This window comes from Brevibacillus sp. NRS-1366 (genome assembly GCF_050467985.1).
In genome coordinates this window covers 13,219-33,880 of sequence record NZ_JBITPN010000052.1, presented here as the reverse complement: position 1 = coordinate 33,880, position 20,662 = coordinate 13,219, and the positions used below count along the sequence as shown (strand labels likewise).

The window sequence follows — 20,662 nt, the reverse complement described above, 5'->3', positions numbered from 1 at the left end:
CTTTCACCCGCTCATATCTATTTTTTACTCCTATTGCTTTTTGACATAGATTTGTACGTAATCCATTTCTATTAAAAATGGTGAGAACTCTGTTATACACTTTGTGGGGAAGATCCAGCACGTAAATTGCCACCATTCTAGGCGAAACTGAATCGACTTCATAAGGAATCTCACACTCCATTATTTTCACAGAACACTTAACCAGGACCTAGAATGAAATCTGGGTCCTTTTTATGTACAAAATCCATAAAAGCAGGTTTTTACCCATTTCCCTTTTTACTGTTCATCATAAGATATTTCGATATTGACTAAAGGAGGATTACTATGGCGAATAAAGTGAAGGTTAGCCCGCGGTTCAAAAGGCTCTGTACCCAATTTGGGAGAATATTAGGGGGCGAATCGGAAGTTGACAGTGGGCCGGTTTGTTTTGTCATGAGGCTAGCGAATCTTCGAGAAACAATCCTGGGAAGACGAACGCTTTCCCCTTTAGTTCGCGCTCAAATGTTTTCGTTTGAATCCCTTGACAAGTCGGGTCGTGCACTTTGTTTGGGCGAAACTGCCGTTCACCAAAATCAGGTGAACCGTTTGATGTCGAATCTCCGCAAACGTGGAATAAAAGTGACGGCACTTCACAACCACTGGCTAAAAGAAAACCCGCGCTTAATGTATATGCATTGGGAAGCCATAGAGAATCCCATCGTATTCGCCAGGAAGACCAAAGAGTCCATTAGATTCCTAGGTTAACTTGGTGGAGCCATGAAGTTTTATTTTCATCATAATCGAAAGGATGACGGATATGGGCAAAGTGCAGGCAAGTCCCCGGTTTAGAAGACTGTGTAACCGATTTTCAACCATTTTAGGTGGAACAGAGCATGAAATTACAAAAGGTCCGGTTTGTTTCGTCTCCAGAAATAGAATATTCAATGCGTCCATATTAGGCAGAAGAACCACATCCCCATTGGTCCGTTATCAACTGTTCTCATTCGAATCACTAAACAGTTCAGGACGTGCACTATGTTTAGGGGAAACGGCTCTCTTCCAAAACCAAGTAAACCGTTTGCTGACAAATCTTCGCAAAAATGGGATAAAAGTAACAGCAGTCCATAATCACTGGCTCTTTGACAACCCGCGTCTTATGTATATTCACTGGGAGTCGATCGATAATCCCATTGCATTCGCTAGGAAAGTGAAGCGTTCTATTGCTTTCTTGGGTTAATCATTAGCATTAATGGAGTTGTTGATCCTTCTCGTTTTGATTTTTTATGAATAACTCGATGCCTTGGAAAATTTGTTCTAGACTGAACCTATAACAGAAACAGCGGCAGAAGAAGACGTAGAAATATCGTTCTAGACTGCCGCTGCGGTTTCAAACCAAAACTCGAGATTTCATACAACGGCAATCCACGACCAGCATCCCCTGAATCTCCGTATAATTACGGATTCACTTTTGCCCTAAATATAAAAAGCCGCCTTACTGGCGGCAAATGGTAATCTATATTCAAAAATTTAGTGAAATTCTTATTTACTAGTTTTACCTCCTCTAATTATTTCGCGAGTTTTGTTTCAATAGCTGTTGTGCAATAGTATTTCCAATAAGGTAGGCTGGTGCAGACGTGTTGCCATCCACTGTGAATGGAATAATCGAATCATCAGCAACAATTAGGTCTTTTACTCCATGGACTTGACCACGGCTATCCACCACTCCCTCCTTGCTAAGAGGCGCCATGCGAAGCGCACCTTGTTCATGATGATTATGGTCGAAATTATTTTTGATAAACTCTTCAAGCTTGCGATTATTATTGATGATGTCTAGTGTTGGTGAAACAAGCCGGTATGATCGATCGATCGCGGCTAAATGTGCAGCTATCTTCTTGATATATATCTTATAACAGTTTTTAACTGCTTCAAGATCTGCGGGATTATTGAGATACCCTTCATCAGCTAGCACAACTTTCAACGGATCATTGCTTTGTATTTTTATTGAACCGCGGCTTTTTGGTTTTAGGAAAAGTATAGCTATAACCAGTTTCCCTTTTGAGCCGATTCCGATTAGTTGAACTGCACGACGAGTTTTGTTTGAGCCTGGAGTGGGATCTGGCAAAAAGGCCCCACCTGTAAAAAGCGCATTTGGATCATTATCAGGTAATGGATTATCTTTCGGATTGGCGCTAAACTCAGCAAAGTTAAGCGTGTGGTTTCTAAGACGTTTGCCTACGTTGGAGTTGGCGAAAACAACAGGGATTCCTGCGTCCTGAAGCATTTTGGCGGGACCGATTCCAGAAAGCAATAAGAGCTGAGAACTATTGATGCCTGCTGAAATAATTACTTTTTTCCGAGTGTAGGCTCGCACGCAATTTCCCTCTTTGAAAAATTCTACGCCAATTGCTCGCTTATTCCTAAATAAAACCCGAAGAGCTGTTGATTTAAAGAAAACACGCAGCTTTCGACCATTGACTCCTTGACCGGCAGGAGTCATGATATCCGATGATAGAAAGGCGGTGGAAGCACTTTCTCGCCGTCCGTTGGGTTGCTGAAATAATTGCCAACGCGTAAAGGGCCCTAGGGGAGTTTTCGGGTCATTGTAATCAAGAATTTTTCGAAATCCTGTTGCTTTCTCGATGGCTGACACTAACTTTTTGGACATTGGTGTTGGATTTTCCGGTGCTTGCCGAATGTCGATCCTTCCCTTATAACCATGTACATTTGTATTGTTTGTCTTACCATTGTATTTTTCCATTTTTTGAAAACCTTTGATTGCATTCTTCGGTGACCAAATAGGTCCCAGCAGCTTTTCCCATTCCCGAAAAACTGCTGACGTAGGTCTTACATACTGCTGTGTGTTAATTGAAGAGCCTCCACCCAATAATCGACCTGTCGTCCATTCAAAACTTCGTTCATTTACTTTTTCCTGCGGTACTCCTTCTCCTGGCCAAAAATATTGAGGCAGAAAAAGCTCCTCAAGCTCTAATGCAAACGTTGAGTTGCTAATTGGCGTGTCCCTATCATTATTTTCTCCTGCTTCCAATACTAGAACTGATGTTTTTTTATCGTCCGTTAGTTTCTTTGCAATAACAGAACCTGCAGGACCGGTGCCTACAACGATGTAATCAAAAATTAATTTCCCATCCTTCTGCTTATGTTCACTCATTCGACACTCCCCTACATTAACAGTTTGGATCCCATTAACTCAGAGACACACTTGATTTAAAGAAATTGGGTTAATGTAGGGTATTATTCATTAGTCTCGATGGTGAATGTTCCGACCAATCTACATGATCTGAAGGCAAAGTATTAGCTTCAATTTTAAAACCTGGTCTTGGAAAGCGTTTTTAGCTAAAGCTATTGCAAATTTGTTTAACTCAAATTTTCCATACTTGCTCCCGGTTTGAATATTACAAAGTATGGAGACAAACGGATGCCGATAGATACAGTCACCTACTCCATAATATGCTGCGGGATAATGCTGATGCTTTTGGTAAAGCAATTATTACAAAGTGTCTTCTACGACTTATTAATAACAAAATTCCTCAAAAAGCAAACTAGTAAAAGTTGTTTATAACTAACTTAGAATGTTTAACATAACTACCAGGGACGCAACCCATAACACCCCCGGACGCAACCCATAACACCCCCGGACGCACCAATAATTATTGGACCGACTCTATGACTCTCGTTTTTTCATTCGTGAATATATATTATGTAAACTTATAAAAAGAGCAAGCGTGCAAATAACTCAGGGTCTGGGTTCCAATGATCTACATTATCAGGAATCTGTAAGCTATAGGTTCCTGATAATCATCAGCTACATTTTTTTCTAATGCGGCAAACCGTTCGAATTCTCCCATGTCTACTCCTGTACCGATAATCATGCTTCAACCGCTCCTGTCTTTTTCTTTCTTCCGGTGCCAACGTATCTCTCCCTCGTCATTCTTGACAAGCAAAAACTCACAACCGACATGTATCGGTTATGAGTTTTTCTGATCCTGATTGCCTATGCATGAGCAATGATAGAAGCGCTGTATAACGGATTAAAGATGGACAATTTGCAGACATTCGCGAAGCTCAACCGTTACGGACTTATTGCGCCATTCCTTGCGATAACCAAGGCAGGCGCAGATCATTTCCGTCCCCTGTTCCACATGTCTTTTGCGGTAATGAACATGACCCATTATTCCATAGCGCACGCCGTATTTCTTGTAGAGATCTGCATAGTCTACACTTCCCAAAAAGGCGTTGAAATACGACCACTGAGGATGCGGCATCGGCACCTTAAAATACGGATGAGCCAGCATATGGGTCACCATGATGATTTGCCTGTTTTGAAATTGCGCCAATTCTTGTTCCATGCACTCGTAAAAATACCGGTGAATATCTCCATTGCTCATTCCCCACCGCACGTAGATGCTATCCTGCCACGTTCTGTCCATCGCATGCATTTGCGCAAACTGCTCAAATGTATATCCCGGCTCTCCCATCGTATAATCGTACCATCCCGAATTGCCGACGACGACCCATCCGTTGTCGAGGGTGTAAGGCTTTTCGCTTAAACATCCTGCGTACGATTGAAACTTGCGATAGATTTCCCACGTGTCCGTGATTCCATTATCCTTGCTCCAATAATCGTGATTACCGGGGACGAACAGGATGGGAATGCCAGCTTGCTCTTGAAGCATTTTAAGAACTTGCAAGCTTCGATGGACATCGTTGGAGATATCCCCGGCAATGATCAAGCCATCTAGTTTTTGCTGGACAGCTAGTTCCAGAAGCGCCTCTTCCACAAGGGGTTCACCGGGAAGCTCGTTGAGATCCACATGCAGGTCCGATATGATTCCTAGTTTCACGATAGAAAATCCCCCTCCTCGAATAAATGACAACTGACTGCGTGTCTTGGCGCTAACGTCCGCAATGTTGGTGGCTCCTTGCTACATTTATCCATTGCCAGCGGACATCTTGGATGAAAAGGGCATCCGTTAGGCAGGGAAAGCGGATTGGGTACGTCGCCTTTCAGCAGTATCCTCTCCCTCGTGCCCATCACATCAGGAATTGCAGAGAAAAGCGCCTTCGTATAAGGATGCAGCGGCCCTTGTGGCGTTTGGTCGACATCGAATATTTCAACCAGCTTTCCCAGATACATGACCCCTACCCGATCGCTAATATATTGCACCACATTGAGATCGTGGGAGATGAACAAATAGGTCAATCCCAGTTTGTTACGCAGCTCCAGAAGCAAATTCAAAATTTGCGACTGTACGGATACGTCAAGGGCCGACACTGCTTCGTCAATGACAATGAATTTGGGTTTCAGGACAAGTGCCGCTGCAATGCCTACGCGTTGCTTCTGCCCACCGCTTAATTCATGGGGATACCGCTTCAGGTAATCTGTACCAAGACCAACCTGCTCCAGTGTCTCAATCACGATCTCCCTTCTTTTCGTCTTGTTTGTGATACCGTGTATGACCAGTGGCTCTTCTAACAACCAACCAATCGTTTTCTTCGGATTTAAGGAAGAGGACGGGTCCTGGAAGACGATTTGAAGCTCCCTCCTGAGCACCTTCATTTCGTTTGCAGATAATCGGTTGATTTGCCTGTCGCGGTAGTAAATACTGCCATGTGATTCCTTCACCAGCTGGACGAGCATTTGGCCAGTCGTGGACTTACCACAGCCGCTCTCCCCGACGAGACCAAAAATTTCTCCCTCTGCGATTTCGAACGAGATTTCATTTACGGCTTTTACGACTTGCCGTTTCTCAAGTAGCTTCATTTTGGGCAGAGGGAAATGTTTTGTCAGAGCCTCAACCTGGATCAGTGCTTTGCTCATGCGAATATCTTCCCTTCCGCATAGAGATGACAACGCACCCGATGACCATTCGCACCGGTTTCAAGCTCGGGAGTTTTCGTATGGCATATGGTAAAGGCTCTCGGGCAGCGACCAGCGAATGGACACCCCTCCCCTCGCTCGGTTAGCGGAGGAACCCGCCCGGGAATGGTGTAAAGCAATTGACCCCGCTTCTCTACACTTGGAAGCGCCTGCAACAAAGCAGCTGTATACGGATGCTTCGGATGCTCCAAAATTTCCTGAACAGGAGCGTCCTCAACCATATATCCCGCATACATCACTATCACCCGCTCACATACCTCTCGGATGACGCCCAAATCATGGGAAATGAACAGCATCGCGGTACCTGTAGAGCAATTCATCTCACGGAGCAAGTCCAGGATTTGTGCCTGAATCGTGACATCGAGAGCCGTTGTTGGCTCATCTGCGATCAGCAGCTTGGGCTTGCAAATCAAAGCCATTGCGATCATCATTCGTTGCATCATTCCGCCGGAGAGCCGATGCGGATACTCCCCGTAAAGCTGAATGATCCGGGACAGCCCGACTTTTGCCATCATGTCCAGAGCAAGCTCCTTCGCTTCCTTTTTGGAGACGGGAAGATGGGTCAGAGCCATTTCGGCGATTTGTTTTCCGACAGGCATGAGCGGATTGAGCGCTGACATCGGATCCTGGAAAATCATTGCGACCTGCCTGCCTCTTGTGGAATTCCATTCTACTCCCATTCTAGTCGACAACTTTTTACCCGCCACATTGATCTCGCCACGCGTAATTGTCGCCGACTCTGGCAAAAGACCCATGACGGACAAGGAAGTAAGACTTTTTCCACAGCCGGACTCTCCGACGATTCCCACTCTTTCCTTTTCGTCTACCTGGAAGCTGAGTTGCCGCAAAGCCGGATATTGCTTCTTACCGATTGTAAACGCCACATCCAGCTCCCGGATCGCTAGCAGCGTGTTTGCCATGATTCGTCCCTCCTAACGCTTCAAGTCGTAACCGTCTCTCATCCCGTCTCCGAGCAGATTGAATCCGAGTACCATCGCTGTTATGACCGCTCCCGTGATAAAAACGTACCAAGGTGCGCCTATAATAAACGGTTGTGCTTCTTTCAGCATGCGGCCCCAGCTTGGATCGGGCGGTTGCACGCCTAGACCGAGATAACTTAATCCAGCTTCAGCCAAGATAGACCCGGAAAACCGCATCGTCGAGGCGACAATGAGCGGAGATGTAATATTGGGAAGAATATGAAGAGAAATGATGCGCAGCGAGCCCGCACCTCTGGCTATCGCTGCTTTAACAAAAGCAAACTCCTTGTATTGAATGAATCCGCTGCGGGCAATTCTGGCAAACGCTGGTATGCTCATAATTCCGAGCGCTACGATGGTATTGCTAAATCCCGGACCGAACACAGAGACGAGCATGATCGCCAGCAAAATGCCTGGAAACGCCAGCATCGCATCGATGATACGCATCAGAATCTCGTCCAGCCATCCTCCCCAATAGCCTGCTATCGCACCAATCAAAAGGCCTGCGACCAAGCCGATCGCCACAGATGCGATTCCAATCACAAATGAAGTCTGCGTTCCCTCCATAATCCTGCTGAAAATGTCACGTCCGAAATTATCCGTTCCAAACCAATGGGAAGCTTGCGGCGGTGCCAGGCGCATTGTTGTATTCATGTCGTTGGGACCATACGGAGTATAGAACAGGCTTGTCACCATCAGTCCCAGGAGCAAAGCAATCAAGCAACCTCCGATGATAAACAGCTTGTTGCGGACTAGCTGATTCCATCTCATCTCGTTCACCTTTTCAATCGAATTCGCGGATCAATCACCTTATACAGGATATCGACGACAAAATTTATCAAAACCACAATAATCGCAATGTAAAGTACAAGCGTTTGCAACAGAGGCAAATCACGTGTGCCAATTGAAGTAATGAGCAGATTGCCAAGTCCTGGCAGGGCAAATACATTTTCTACGACGATGCTGCCTCCCAGCGTATCTGCGATCAACAAGCCGACGATCGTCAGCACCGGAATCAAGGAGTTGCGCAAAATGTGACCGTACATGATGCTCTTTTCCCGCAATCCTTTGCTTCTGGCCGTACGCACGTAATCCATACGGAACTGGTCCAGCAGCGTGTTTCGCAAATACCGGATGATCACAGCGATGCCCGGAATCGCGAGGGCAAGCGAAGGTAAAAAGAGAGATTTGAACGCACCCACGGGATCTTGGTTCCAGGGGACATAGCCGTAAGTCGGAAAGAGCTTGAAAGTGACAGAGAACACCAGAATCAGAATAAATGCCATCCAGAACGAGGGTACAGCCAACCCCAGCTGTGTGAGGGCAGATAACAGCGTCGACGAGAATTTGCTATCTTTTCGCGCGATGTAGATGCCGAGGGGAAGACCGATGACCAAGGTCAACCCCAACGACATTACAGAAAGCGACAGTGTAACAGGCAAACGTTCTGCCACGATATCCGCCACCGATCGCTGATAGCGGAGCGACGTTCCGAAATCACCGCTCACCGTATCCGCGATCCATGAAGCATAACGCTCCGTTGCCGGCCGATTCAGGCCCATTGTCTTGCGTAATTCAGCGAGCTGATGCGGATCTGCGTCCACGCCGAGCACGATCTCGGCAGGGTCGCCCGGCAAAATTTGAAAGACAAGAAACGTCATGACGGATACGAGCAAGACGGTGGACAGTAAAGTAGCCAGCTTTGTCATGTAAAATCTCACTTCAGCATCCCTCGTTTACTTTGTGGAAAAGTACATCGCGGCGAAATCGTATTTTTGTACAGGATACATTTTGAAGCCGTGTAAATTTTCCTTCAACGCAACGGAGCGGCTAGGGTCCATGATAAATACGGCGACTGCTTGTTCAGTAAGAACCGTCTGTGCTTGCTTGTACAAGTCGGCCCGCTTCGTCTCGGCGACTTCCGTGCGCCCGCGATTGACGAGGTCATCGAACTCGGCATTGCTGAATTTGTAGAAGTTTTTGCGATAGGTGGTTTCAAATCTTCCCAGGACTTCATGCGGATCGAGCTTGCCAGTCAAGCCGATGATTGTCGCTTCATATTTGGCATTGTTGTACACGTCTTCTAGCCAGCTGCTCCATTCCACCTGCTTGATCTCTGCTACAATGCCAACCACTTTCAACTGCTCGGCGATGACCTGTGCCGTATCGACGTGAAAGGAGTAGTTCGAAGGAACTGTTATCGGCAGCTTAAAGCCTTGCTCGTAACCTGCTTCCTTGAGAAGTGCCTTCGCCTTTTCCACATCTGTTTGGTAACGCTCCGTCAATCCTTCCTGATAGTACCTTTTCATCGCGGGGCTCATATTGGATCCCAGCTTTACCCCGTTTCCTTCCGCAACCGTTTGAATAATCACATCTTTGTCGATGGCATAATTGATCGCCTGACGCACCCGCACATCATTTAATGGCTTGACGGAATTGTTCAAAGCCATCAGCTGAACCATGTTCTGCGGACCGGAGACGATTTGAAATCCCGCACCCAACTGTTTTGCGCCTTGCTCAGAGATGCCTGGTATCATGTCAATATCGCCGGATTGCATAGCCAACACGGATGCATTGGTATCTGGCATGATTTTAAACTCAACGCGTTCCAGTGCCGGCTTCTTTTCTTGATCGTAGAATTGATCATTCCTCTCCAAAACGAGCTGCTGGCCCGGTGTATAGGAAGCGAACTTGAACGGCCCTGCGCCGATCGGCTTTTCGCTCTGCTTTTCATAATCCTTCGGTACGATGGCGACGATGTTGGCTGCTAAAAAAGCCGCGTCCTTTTCTTTGAGCTTGACTACAACAGTGGAGTCATCTGGAGTATCCATCTTCTCGATTGCAGCAAACTTTGCCGAGAGCGGTTCCTTGCCGTTTAGTCCGGACAGCTTTGCATACGAATACTGAACGTCTTCAGCAGTCAAATCCGAGCCGTCGTGGAACTTGATCCCTTTACGGATTTTGAACGTATAGGTCAATCCATCGTCGGACACCTGATATGATTCTGCTATGGTTGGAAGCAGCTCACTGTTTTCCCCTGCTTCAAACAAACCGTCGAATACGTTGTCCATCATGGAACTGGTGTCAGTCGCTGCAGACAGATATGGATCCAGGTTGTCCGGCTCCGTTGCCATGGCAACTCGTACAGTTCCACCCTCTACTTTCTCATCCCCGCCGCTGTCTTTTGTTTGTGTATCAGCAGTTGTCTGTGTTGAACCTGTTGTTGCCGGAGCTGGAGAAGCGCTGCTGCCGCAGCCGGAGATGACCATCGAGAATACCACCAATATGGAGAAGCCTGTTACGAACGTCTTCCTTATTTTCAACATGGGAAAAACCCCTTTCCAGGATTAGATCGATATTTTCATGTCACCATAAGCCAAATGGATGGGTCCGTCGTAATGCTGTGTTGCTTCCTCAACCAATTGCGTAAGCTCTCCATAATGGGGAAAATGCGTAAGCACCAGCTGTCTGGCGTTAGCTAAAGCAGCGATTGTTCCGGCTTCTCCCGCCGTCAAGTGGCCATCCATCATCCCTTTTTGCCAGTCGTAAAAGCTGCTTTCAATCAGCAACAGATCCGCATGGCAAGCAAGCTCGATCAACGATTGGCAATAGCCGGTATCTCCAGAATAAACAAGCGTCTTGCCGTTTTCAGATGTAAGCCTGACCGCACAGCAGGGAACATCGTGGACATTTTCCGAAAACTCAAGCTTCACCGCACCGATGATCAGCGGCTCGTTTATGCGAATCGGGTGTATATGTACGTACTGAGGAAAGCTGAAGGACAGATGGTCTGGCTCCGTGCCATATACATACACGTCAAGCGGCTTCTTCCTTTTGCCGATTTGCATAAGAATCAAAATGGCAAATTCCAAGCTGTACACATCCGCCATATGATCAGCGTGTGTATGGGTAACGACGACAGCGTCCAGCTCTTCTAGAGAGCAGTGATTTTGCAGACGAGACAACACTCCGCTTCCGCAATCCAACAAAATCTTGCCCCCGCTGTATTCGACCAGGTATCCAGAGGTCGCTTCATTTTTCTCAGGGTACGCACCCCAACAACCGATCACCGTAATATTCATCCTATGGTTCCTTTCCCATGCATTCATTTCCACTCGAAATGATCCTGAAACTCCTTGAACATCATTTCCATCTTCTGAATATTTTGGTGCACGCGATTTTTCTCCAGGTACGAGATCTCGTTAATAATCGCGCTTGCCACTGAAAGAGAAGCCGTATACGAATCCAGAAATCCGGTCGATTTATTGGAAGCAAACAGCGTCAGATCAGCGAGCTTGGCGAATGGTGAAAGCTCGGAATCGGTAAGCACAATGACTCTCGCCCCCTCCTCCTTGGCGAGTGCAGCTACTTTTAGCGTCCGGGAGCAATAGCGCGGAAAGCCACAGGCAAATACGGTATCGTTCGGCTTAATGTAGGTCGCGTATTCCGCAACACCTCCTTGAGGGATCAGTTCACAGTTACCCAGCATGTACTTCAGAACGAAGCTCATGTACGAGGTGATAGATAATCCCATCCGCCATCCAACAACCCAGATTCGTTCAGCTTCCAGAAGCATGCGCGCGGCTTGATTGATCGAGGACTTGTCCGCCCGAGCCATCGTCTCATGCAGGTTGTCCAGCTCTTGCTGAAAATGCTTTTCAAGCCAGGAGTCTTCCTGATGGCTTGTGGAAATCAGGAAATTTCTCACAGCCCGCTGATCCTTCATCACATAGTGCCGCAAGTCCTGAAGCATGTTGGAAAAACTGGTATAGGACAAAGCTTGCGCCAGTCGATGAACCGTAGCTTCGCTAACACCCGAATTATCGGCGATCTTGTGCGCGGACTGCATGACAGCATCCTGCATGTTGGTTTGAATATAGTGAGCCACTTTTTTCTGTCCGGTACTCAAGGTGTCGAAGTGCTCCTGGATTCTCTCTACAAACGACTGCATAGTAATTCGCTCCCGTTAATTGACCTCAAGACGCTGCTGCGGATGACCTAAGTAAGTAGCTACATCCTGGATGCCGCGAATAACTGGCTGATAGGATAATTCCTCCACGCCACAATTTCCATATGGATTAATGAGCAGGCAGTGCATGCCGACCTTTTGACAGCCGATCACATCATCATAGTAGTTGTCACCGATGTAGAGGGACTGATTGGATGTCACGTTGGCTTTTTCCAATGCCAGCCGGAAAATAGCCGGGTCAGGCTTTTCCAGCCCTACTTCGGAGGAGATGATGATTTCATCGAGCACCTCATCCAGACCGTTTCTTTCCAGCACGATCTTCGCTGTTTGATCCCAGTTGGAAATCAGTCCAAGCCGGTAGCCGTGATTTTTAAGCTCACACAGCGTCTCTTTTGCCCCGTCGTAAGCAGTCCATTGCAGAGGATGCTCAGTGGCATGCTTTCGATAAACCTGAACCACATCTTCAATCGGTAGGGAAAGTCGCAGCTTGTAGTTAAGAGCGCCGACATACCACGGCAAAAATGCTCTGCTGTCTTTGCCCAACACACCTTGATACTCTCGCATGAACAGCTTGTCTGTCCGATGGTAGGCAAGAGCGATTTCCTCCTGGCTGCGGTATACATCGAACTGCCCCAATACCTTCTGGTAAACCTCTTCCCTGTTCATCCTCACCAGTGTGTACCCAAGATCGAACCATAAAAACTGAATCATGCTGCTTACCCTCATTTCTGTGTAGTATTTCCTTCATCATTTTTGTTTTGATTCATTTCCTTCATAGTCATCATAGTGAACGGATATTAACCCAGCTTTAACGCAAATTGTGGAAATCGTAAATTACTGTGTTTCTTTATTCACAAACAAAAAAGTCCCCTTTTTTGCGAAAGGGGACTTTCTCTCCATTAATTATTTCCACTTTGAAACTTTTCTAACTCGACTTTTAATTTTGCATTCTCTTCCAATAACTGTTGTACATCTGGGATCTCCTTGCCAGAAAACCACCCGTACAAATCGTCTCTTCGTTGATACACTGGCAATTGATCACGAATAACCATCTTAATGTGCCGTTCATCTTCGGCGTAAAAGGTTGGAATGGTTTCCATTACGGATTGCTTAAACTCTTGGAGCCTCTGATAGGTTTCCATTGTTACAAAGTCGTATGGCTTTCTTCTTAATGCTTCATCTGTAACTACGAAAGCAAATCTAGGTTTTCCAACTTCCCCGGCATAATCATACTTCCAATGCGTATAGCTCTTTGAGTCATCAGGAAGCATTGTTCCATAGAGCCCTCCGAGAATCAGGATAAAGACATCAGATTCATCGATCCATCTCTTAGAAAATTCTAATGAAACTTCATTGAAGAAAAGCTCGGTTCCAGTAGGGATGTGTCCAGCACGCAGTATCGCTTCTACAGCGGCATGTCTTTCCTCAACTAAATCGCTAAAAGTAGACGAAATGAAGACTTGTAATTTTTTTCTCATAGGCCACCTACATGTAATGAAAGTAATCAGAAGCGTATCATTCGCTCTCAATATTTGTCAATATTTTACCGAGTTAAGGTGGAATGAACGTTGTGTGCTGTTTACTTTAACCCGTTATTAAATCGAAAGGCTGCCGATTCTACTGGCAGCCTTGGTTGAGTATACGCAAGTTTAACTTTTCTTTTTTTCAACTGCCATGCTTAGAATTTTCGAAGCTCATGCATTACAAAAGTGGATGTGATGCATTATTTCAAGTATCTTCCCGTAATCGACTGCTCTGCAAGGATGATCTGCGGAGGAGTACCCTCGAATACCACCTGGCCACCCTTGCTGCCTCCATCTGGTCCCATATCAATAATCCAATCCGCTTGGCTGATCACATCGAGGTTATGCTCGATGACGATGACGGTATTGCCGGCATCCACGAGGCGGTTCATGATCCCCAAAAGGTGACCGATATCTGACATATGTAGTCCAGTCGTCGGCTCGTCCATCACGTAGATGCTCCCCTTTTTATGCAGCTCGCTTGCCAGCTTGATGCGCTGGCATTCCCCGCCCGAGAGCGTGCTGAGCGGCTGGCCGAGTGTAATATAGTTCAGCCCCACATCGCTCATCGCCTGGAGCTTGCGCACAACCTCTTTTAGCTGAAAAAAATCCAAGGCTTGCTCCACTGTCATCTCCAGCACTTCTGCAATGGACTTGCCGTTCAGCTTGTAGGCGAGCACCTCTTCCTTGAACCGTCTACCTCCGCATACTTCGCATGGCAGCTTCACGCTGTCGAGGAATGCAAGGTCTGTGTACACAACACCCAGCCCTTGGCAGTTCTCGCAAGCTCCCTTGGAGTTGAAGCTGAACAAGCCCTGGTTCACTTTGTTCGCGGAAGCAAACGCCTTGCGCACATCATCCATAATGCCCGTGTAGGTCGCGGGATTCGAGCGTGTTGACACTCCTACCGCCGATTGGTCGATGACGATCGCATCAGGATGTTGGCTGAGAAATACTTCGTTAATCAACGTACTCTTGCCCGATCCGGCGACTCCCGTAACTGCTGTCAGCACTCCGGTTGGAATATCTACGCTCACATTCTGCAGGTTGTGCAGCGTGGCATCCTTGATGGTCAGCTTGCCGGATGGCTGCCTGCAATCGTGCTTCAGCTGGAGCGGCCGCTTCATATGGGTGCCTGTCAGTGTGCCAGAATCCAGTAAGGCTTGGTAGCTTCCTTCATACACGATGGTACCGCCGCGGTTGCCGGCGTGAGGCCCGACGTCGACGATATGATCCGCAACCTTGATTACATCGGGATCATGCTCGACGACAATTACGGTATTGCCCTTATCGCGCAGCTTCTGAAGCAATTCATTTAACCGGTGTACATCACGGGGGTGCAAGCCAACGCTGGGCTCATCGAAGATGTAAGTGACATCCACCAGACTGCCGCTCAGGTGTTTCACCATTTTGACCCGCTGCGACTCGCCGCCGGACAATGTATCAGTCTCACGGTCCAGCGTCAAGTAGTCAAGTCCAATATCCACCAGATGCTGCAACCGCTCCGTCAGCGACTTGACGACCGGCGCCGCGACAGAATCGTCAATCTCCCGAATGACGCGGATGAGATGTCCGACCTCCATGGAGGACATCTGTGCAATGTTGAGTCTATTTATTTTGCAGCTGAGCGCTGCCTGACTGAGTCTTGCGCCGCGGCAACTGGGGCAAAGACCCTCGGAGATGTATGGTGCAACAGCTTTTTGTGTACGCTCGGACTTCGTCTTCACATCCTGCCTGATGTATTTGTTTGTGAACTTCTCGATAACACCTTCTACCGTAATATTCGTCGCCTTCCCGGCGAAATCCATCTTCACTTTCCTCGCCTTGCCGTACAGCAGTTCCTCCAGTTCCTCATCCGAATAATCGCTCAGCTTCTTGTCTGGATCAAATGACCCCGACTGCACGATCATCGTCCAATCCCAGCTGTCTACCTTATAGTCAGGTAGCATAATTGCCCCTTCATTCAACGATTTTGCCATATCTACCGCCTTGCTCATGTCTACGCCTAATTTGCGACCGATCCCGTTGCACTCGGGACACATGCCTTGCGGATCGTTAAACGAGAACATGTGCGCTTGTCCAACATAGGGCTGACCCACACGGGAGAAGAGAAGACGGAGAATGGGAGAGATATCGGTAATCGTGCCCATCGTGGAATGGGAACCGCCGCCCAGCCGCTTCTGATCCACAATAACAGCCATGCTCAGGTTCTCGATCGCGTCTGCATCCGGTTGCGGAAAACGCGGCAGAAAGTTGCGGACGAACATGCTGAAGTTTTCGTTCAGCAGACGCTGGGATTCGGCGGCGACGGTATCGAAAACGATCGATGACTTGCCGGATCCGGATACCCCGGTGAAGATCGTAATCTTCCGCTTAGGGATACGCAAGGATACGTTCTTGAGATTGTTTTCCCTCGCACCCGAGATTACGATATACTCCTGATTAGATTCGCTCATGCCCAGCACCCTTCCGATTGTGTTGATTTCTCCTTCTATTCACATTGAATCATTCAAGTAGACATAAACCGGCTGCAAACTAGATGCAGCCGGTTTATGTTGATTCGGGTCAAGCAGGGCTCAACTATCGTACCCAATAATTTGGCATTGAGGAAGGAGATGTTTTTGTACCGAATGCGATTATTGCTCCAACACCTTTTCAAGCTCGCCGCACCATTTGCCCCAGCCATACTTAGCGCCTTCGAGTCCTTGAGTATTTGAGAATCCGGTTTGTTCGAGATGAAGGTTAACCTTTCCGTCCCCTAAATCTTGCAGCGTCCAGGTGACCGTGTGCTTCTCCCCTCCGCTGGCCCAAGTATAGGACAAGCGGTTTGGTGCGTCTACGATAAGCACTTCGCCGTCAATAATTCCATTCCACCACTCGGACGGCTGTGTGCGAAACTGAAAACGGTGCCCTACGACGGGCTTAAAATCATTCTCCATTGCCTCACCGTTGTGGATGTTGACCACCCACTTGGCAAGCTTGTTTGAATCGGTTAGGGCGGACCAAAGCTTCTCGATCGATGTCGTGTACTGAAAATCCAAGGATAATGCTAAACTCATTCTTCTTCCTCCTCTAATAGTTGGTTCAAGCGCAACATATTCGTACTCCAGAACTTGCTGTAGAATGCCGCCCACTCTTGAATTTCTCTGAGTGGAGAGGCGTTTAGCCTAAATCGCGTTTCTCTGCCGACTTTTCGGTCAAGTACCAGTCCGGCCTCTTTAAGGATTGTCAAATGCTTGGATACCGCTGTACGGCCCATTTGAAACTGTGCCGTTAACTCATGAAGCGGTATCTCCTCTGCCTCTGCTAACAGATGAATCAGTCGGCGCCTAGTTGGATCTGCAATCGCGTCAAACACGTCCCGCAACTGGTTGTTCTCGCTCACAGCCACCCTCTCCAAAATAATATTTTTTTAGTAGAAATCTGTTGGTGTATTAAGGGACAGCCGTTAATTTCACCACCTCCCTAAAATTTGCGGCTCTTCGGACGTAGCGCCCACGAGGCGATATTTAGTGCAGCATATGAAAGTGGAAGGATAATAGGAAACCCGTAATCACCATAATCATTAGCAAACGCATGAGATAAAGCCGCACCAGTCATTAAAAAGAAGATACCAGCGTGAACCCATTCTTTAAGCCGAGGAAAACCTGACACGACGAGAGCGATGGCTCCAAGCACTTTCCAAATCCCGAGAATGGTCAAGATGTATAATGGGTAGCCAAGATTCGTCACTAACTCGAGGTTTCCCCCATATTGCATCAGTTGCCCGATGCCACTTAACATAACCGCTGCTGCAAGTAGTAATGTGACTGTCCAATAAGAAATCAATTTTCCTCGGGGTTGGGTTCCTACTTTCGCGGATGTTTCGGCACCGATAATCGTACTCATTTGTTTCCTCCTCATAGTTGTTTCAAGTGAAAATTATTCAGGTTCCAAACGTTCCAAATGACTAACCCCTAATTGGACACCAAATGGTGACGCTTTAATTATAGGTCACCATTTGGTGTCATGTCAACACACTACTGTCTTGCGTCTTGGAACCGCCGAAACGAAAGCAATCCTGAAACGACTCGGAGGAGCCGCTACTGTTGAACAATAATCCGGAATTTGGATAGCTAATATAACCTACTGCGGAGTTAAGCTCGGAAGTGACCTCAGAATTCATCTGAGGTTATTTTTTTTGCTTAAGCCCCAATCGTGATCCCAGCCGCACCCCCGATACTCTCACAACACATGTGACTGTTTGAAAGGAAAAAATGCTTTCACTCTTTCGCTCGTTTACCCCCATTTTCTTCGATCCGCAGCTTCTTTCCGAGAGCCGTGCCGTCCACACTGAAATAAAGAAGGCTGTTGATCGTGTTATCCTTAAATTACATCGCTTTCTTACTCATTTAGATATTTCACAACTGCCATTTCTTTAGGCGGCTATGAAAAAAGGGCTGCCGCAGCAACCCAGTGTTCAACAAAAGTCCCCTTTACTTTAAGTGTAATCCGCTCAATTCCTCAGGATAAACCAAGTGTTTTTTCGTAAATAATAAGATTGTGAAACAATAAATGGAGGAGGACTTTTATGCAACAGGATCAACAAGCTAATGAGAATTTGGGTTCTATTTTGCACCCAGAGTTTGCCGGAACAGATCCACAAAAAGTAAAACAAGAAATTCAAAAAGATGTAAGCGAAGGAAAAGGTGCAATGACTTCTCGAGAGGCAGGAGCTATGCGCGACTAAAAAACCACTCTGGTCACAATGAAGCCATCGACTTTGGAGAGGATGGCTTCCTAGTCGATGGCTTCATATGGAAGAGCTGTAGTAGCCGTTAATTAAGGTCGAAACGGTCTGCATTCATTACCTTAACCCAAGCGGTTATAAAGTCACGAACAAACTTTTCTTTATTATCGTTTTGCGCATAAACTTCTGCAAGGGCACGTAGAACAGAGTTTGAACCGAACACTAGGTCAACTCTAGTTGCTGTACGCACTACTTCACCTGTCTTGCGATCACGTCCTTCATATACGCCTCCGTCTACAGGCTTCCACACTACTCCCATGTCAAGCAAGTTAACAAAGAAGTCGTTTGTAAGTGTGCCTACACGATCAGTGAAAACGCCGTGCCCAGTGCCATCGTAGTTTGTACCTAGAACACGCATGCCGCCAATAAGTACAGTCATTTCTGGTGCAGTAAGGTTTAGTAGCTGTGCCTTGTCTACTAGGAGCTCTTCTGCACTTACACTATACTGCTTCTTCTGATAGTTGCGGAAACCATCAGCGATAGGCTCTAGCACAGCAAAGCTCTCTCGATCAGTTTGCTCTTGTGTTGCATCGCCGCGTCCGGGAGCAAAAGGAACCGTTATATCAAAGCCTGCATCTTGTGCAGCTTTTTCTACTGCGGCACTACCACCTAGTACAATCAAATCGGCAATGCTGATTTTCTTATCTAGTTGATTTTGAATTCCTTCTAGTACATTGAGCACTTTTGTAAGTTGTTCCGGCTGATTAACTTCCCACTCATTCTGTGGAGCAAGACGGATACGGGCACCATTAGCGCCGCCACGCTTATCTGAGCCACGGAAGGTACTAGCTGAAGCCCAAGCAGTTGTTACGAGCTCGCTGACTGTAAGTCCCGAATCTAAGATCTTGGCCTTGAGATCTGCTACTTCTGCATCTGTTAATTCATAATCAATAGCTGGAATAGGATCTTGCCAGATCAAAACCTCTTCTGGAACTTCTGGGCCTAGATATCTTGCATGAGGACCCATGTCACGGTGTGTTAGCTTGAACCATGCACGAGCGAATGCATCTGCAAACTCTTCTGGATTCTCATGGAAACGACGAGATATTTTCTCGTATTCTGGATCCATACGCATTGCCATATCCGCGGTGGTCATCATAGTCGGAACACGGACGGATGGATCTTCTGCATCTGGTGCAAGATCCTTCTCAGCAGGATTTACAGCAACCCACTGATGAGCACCTGCCGGACTCTTTGTAAGCTCCCATTCATATCCAAACAGTAGATCAAAATAACCATTATCCCACTGTGTCGGATTCGCAGTCCAAGCACCTTCAATACCACTGGTGATGGTGTCTCGACCTTTGCCGCTGCCGTGCGTACTTAACCAACCTAAGCCTTGTGCTTCAATTGGAGCACCTTCTGGCTCTGGACCAACCAGAGCAGCATCTCCTGCGCCGTGTGCCTTGCCAAAAGTGTGACCGCCGGCCGTTAGTGCAACGGTTTCTTCATCGTTCATTCCCATACGTGCAAAGGTTTCACGTATGTCACGAGCACTTCCAAGCGGATCTGGCTTACCGTTTGGACCTTCTGGGTTCACATAAATCAGACCCATCTGAACGGCAGCAAGTGGATTCTCAAGCTCACGATCGCCTGAGTAACGCTTATCACCTAGCCATTCCGTTTCAGTACCCCAGTAGATGTCTTCTTCTGGATGCCAAATGTCTGGGCGTCCTCCTCCAAAACCAAATGTCTTGCCGCCCATTGATTCAATAGCAACATTACCTGTTAGAACGAGCAAGTCGGCCCAAGAGATCTTGTTGCCATACTTTTGCTTAATCGGCCATAGCAGTCGACGGGCTTTATCAAGGTTGCCGTTGTCAGGCCAGCTGTTAAGTGGAGCAAAACGCTGTCCGCTAGCTCCAGCTCCACCACGGCCATCACCTGTACGATAAGTACCTGCTGCGTGCCAAGCCATACGGATAAAGAATGGACCATAATGTCCATAGTCAGCAGGCCACCAGTCTTGACTGTTTGTCATTAGATCGTAAAGATCCTGCTTAAGAGCATGGTAGTCTAACCTTTTAAATTCTTCTGCATAATCATAGTCTTCTCCCATAGGGTTAGATTTTCTGTCATGCTGGTGTAGAATATTCAAGTTCAACTGGTTGGGCCACCAGTTCCTATTTGACGTACCACTAGATTTGTGACTAGTAGCGCCGCCGTGATGTACCGGGCACTTTCCAGTGTTAGCAGTGTTGTTAGCGTCCATACGTGTTCCTCCTCAGTGTGTAAATTAAGTAGCGAATAATTATACCTATAGTAGTAAGAACCTTACAAACTGGCTGACAAAAAACCAATGGTTTCGGTTTCTTTGGAATGCGCACTTTTGAGATTCGCTTTCATGAACATGTTCATTTGGATATCTTGACTCATCCCCCCAAAGGCTCTGGAAAGTCAATTAATTCCGAGTCCCTCTTATTTAGAATAATTCTAAAGTAGATGATACCCGTTTTTAATAAAAATAACAATAGTTTTTTAATATAATTATTAGGGCTTGCTGAACGATTCCTTACATGCACA

At 46.9% G+C, this 20,662-nt stretch carries 19 protein-coding genes; 3 read left to right on the top strand and 16 right to left on the bottom strand.

What is annotated here, in order from left to right; all coding sequences use genetic code 11:
• The first annotated feature begins 324 nt into the window (after window positions 1-324).
• The gene (locus ACIFQN_RS30360) at window positions 325-744 is read left to right on the top strand and encodes a DUF1259 domain-containing protein (RefSeq protein WP_429836785.1); all 420 of its coding nucleotides are present in this window, start codon (window positions 325-327) and stop codon (window positions 742-744) included.
• Between the two features lie 52 nt (window positions 745-796).
• Window positions 797-1,216 carry a DUF1259 domain-containing protein gene (locus ACIFQN_RS30355; protein WP_429836784.1) on the top strand — a complete coding sequence of 140 codons (420 nt, stop codon included), beginning with the start codon at window positions 797-799 and terminating at the stop codon, window positions 1,214-1,216.
• A gap of 324 nt (window positions 1,217-1,540) precedes the next feature.
• Here the strand turns inward: ACIFQN_RS30355 and ACIFQN_RS30350 are convergent, their stop codons facing one another.
• The 15 genes from ACIFQN_RS30350 to ACIFQN_RS30280 all read right to left on the bottom strand — a co-directional run bounded on the left by ACIFQN_RS30350 (window position 1,541) and on the right by ACIFQN_RS30280 (window position 17,238).
• The gene (locus ACIFQN_RS30350) at window positions 1,541-3,148 is read right to left on the bottom strand and encodes a GMC family oxidoreductase (RefSeq protein ID WP_429836783.1); all 1,608 of its coding nucleotides are present in this window, start codon (window positions 3,146-3,148) and stop codon (window positions 1,541-1,543) included.
• 880 nt (window positions 3,149-4,028) lie between these two features.
• Window positions 4,029-4,841: a metallophosphoesterase gene (locus ACIFQN_RS30345; protein WP_429836782.1), complete on the bottom strand. Its 813-nt coding sequence runs from the start codon at window positions 4,839-4,841 to the stop codon at window positions 4,029-4,031.
• On the bottom strand, window positions 4,838-5,818 hold the full coding sequence (locus tag ACIFQN_RS30340; RefSeq protein ID WP_429836781.1) for an ABC transporter ATP-binding protein: 981 nt from the start codon (window positions 5,816-5,818) through the stop codon (window positions 4,838-4,840). The genes ACIFQN_RS30345 and ACIFQN_RS30340 overlap by 4 nt, the downstream gene beginning before the upstream one ends.
• On the bottom strand, window positions 5,815-6,798 hold the full coding sequence (locus ACIFQN_RS30335) for an ABC transporter ATP-binding protein (protein WP_429836780.1): 984 nt from the start codon (window positions 6,796-6,798) through the stop codon (window positions 5,815-5,817). The genes ACIFQN_RS30340 and ACIFQN_RS30335 overlap by 4 nt, the downstream gene beginning before the upstream one ends.
• A gap of 12 nt (window positions 6,799-6,810) precedes the next feature.
• A complete protein-coding gene (locus tag ACIFQN_RS30330) occupies window positions 6,811-7,629 on the bottom strand; it encodes an ABC transporter permease (RefSeq protein WP_429836779.1) in 819 nt (272 codons plus the stop codon).
• 5 nt (window positions 7,630-7,634) lie between these two features.
• Complete coding sequence (locus tag ACIFQN_RS30325) at window positions 7,635-8,579, bottom strand: ABC transporter permease (RefSeq protein WP_429836778.1); 945 nt, start codon at window positions 8,577-8,579, stop codon at window positions 7,635-7,637.
• A 15-nt stretch (window positions 8,580-8,594) separates the two neighbouring features.
• Complete coding sequence (locus tag ACIFQN_RS30320; RefSeq protein ID WP_429836777.1) at window positions 8,595-10,184, bottom strand: ABC transporter substrate-binding protein; 1,590 nt, start codon at window positions 10,182-10,184, stop codon at window positions 8,595-8,597.
• Window positions 10,185-10,205: 21 nt separating this feature from the next.
• Entirely contained in the window at window positions 10,206-10,928 is a 723-nt protein-coding gene (locus ACIFQN_RS30315; protein WP_429836776.1) for an MBL fold metallo-hydrolase, read from the bottom strand.
• Window positions 10,929-10,963: 35 nt separating this feature from the next.
• Window positions 10,964-11,809: a MurR/RpiR family transcriptional regulator gene (locus ACIFQN_RS30310; RefSeq protein ID WP_429836775.1), complete on the bottom strand. Its 846-nt coding sequence runs from the start codon at window positions 11,807-11,809 to the stop codon at window positions 10,964-10,966.
• Between the two features lie 15 nt (window positions 11,810-11,824).
• Window positions 11,825-12,538, bottom strand: coding sequence for an HAD family hydrolase (locus ACIFQN_RS30305; protein WP_429836774.1), 714 nt, complete (start codon window positions 12,536-12,538; stop codon window positions 11,825-11,827).
• A 188-nt stretch (window positions 12,539-12,726) separates the two neighbouring features.
• Complete coding sequence (locus tag ACIFQN_RS30300) at window positions 12,727-13,305, bottom strand: DUF4062 domain-containing protein (RefSeq protein WP_429836773.1); 579 nt, start codon at window positions 13,303-13,305, stop codon at window positions 12,727-12,729.
• 245 nt (window positions 13,306-13,550) lie between these two features.
• Window positions 13,551-15,806, bottom strand: coding sequence for an ATP-binding cassette domain-containing protein (locus ACIFQN_RS30295; RefSeq protein ID WP_429836772.1), 2,256 nt, complete (start codon window positions 15,804-15,806; stop codon window positions 13,551-13,553).
• Between the two features lie 180 nt (window positions 15,807-15,986).
• Window positions 15,987-16,409, bottom strand: coding sequence for an SRPBCC family protein (locus ACIFQN_RS30290; RefSeq protein WP_429836771.1), 423 nt, complete (start codon window positions 16,407-16,409; stop codon window positions 15,987-15,989).
• Window positions 16,406-16,735 carry an ArsR/SmtB family transcription factor gene (locus tag ACIFQN_RS30285; protein ID WP_429836770.1) on the bottom strand — a complete coding sequence of 110 codons (330 nt, stop codon included), beginning with the start codon at window positions 16,733-16,735 and terminating at the stop codon, window positions 16,406-16,408. Before ACIFQN_RS30285 ends, ACIFQN_RS30290 begins: the two co-directional genes overlap by 4 nt.
• A gap of 80 nt (window positions 16,736-16,815) precedes the next feature.
• Window positions 16,816-17,238, bottom strand: coding sequence for a DoxX family protein (locus ACIFQN_RS30280; protein ID WP_429836769.1), 423 nt, complete (start codon window positions 17,236-17,238; stop codon window positions 16,816-16,818).
• Between the two features lie 682 nt (window positions 17,239-17,920).
• Between ACIFQN_RS30280 and ACIFQN_RS30275 the strand changes: the two genes are divergently transcribed.
• Entirely contained in the window at window positions 17,921-18,079 is a 159-nt protein-coding gene (locus ACIFQN_RS30275; RefSeq protein ID WP_429836768.1) for a hypothetical protein, read from the top strand.
• Between the two features lie 88 nt (window positions 18,080-18,167).
• Here the strand turns inward: ACIFQN_RS30275 and katG are convergent, their stop codons facing one another.
• Complete coding sequence (gene katG, locus ACIFQN_RS30270; protein ID WP_429836767.1) at window positions 18,168-20,351, bottom strand: catalase/peroxidase HPI; 2,184 nt, start codon at window positions 20,349-20,351, stop codon at window positions 18,168-18,170.
• Window positions 20,352-20,662 lie beyond the last annotated feature (311 nt).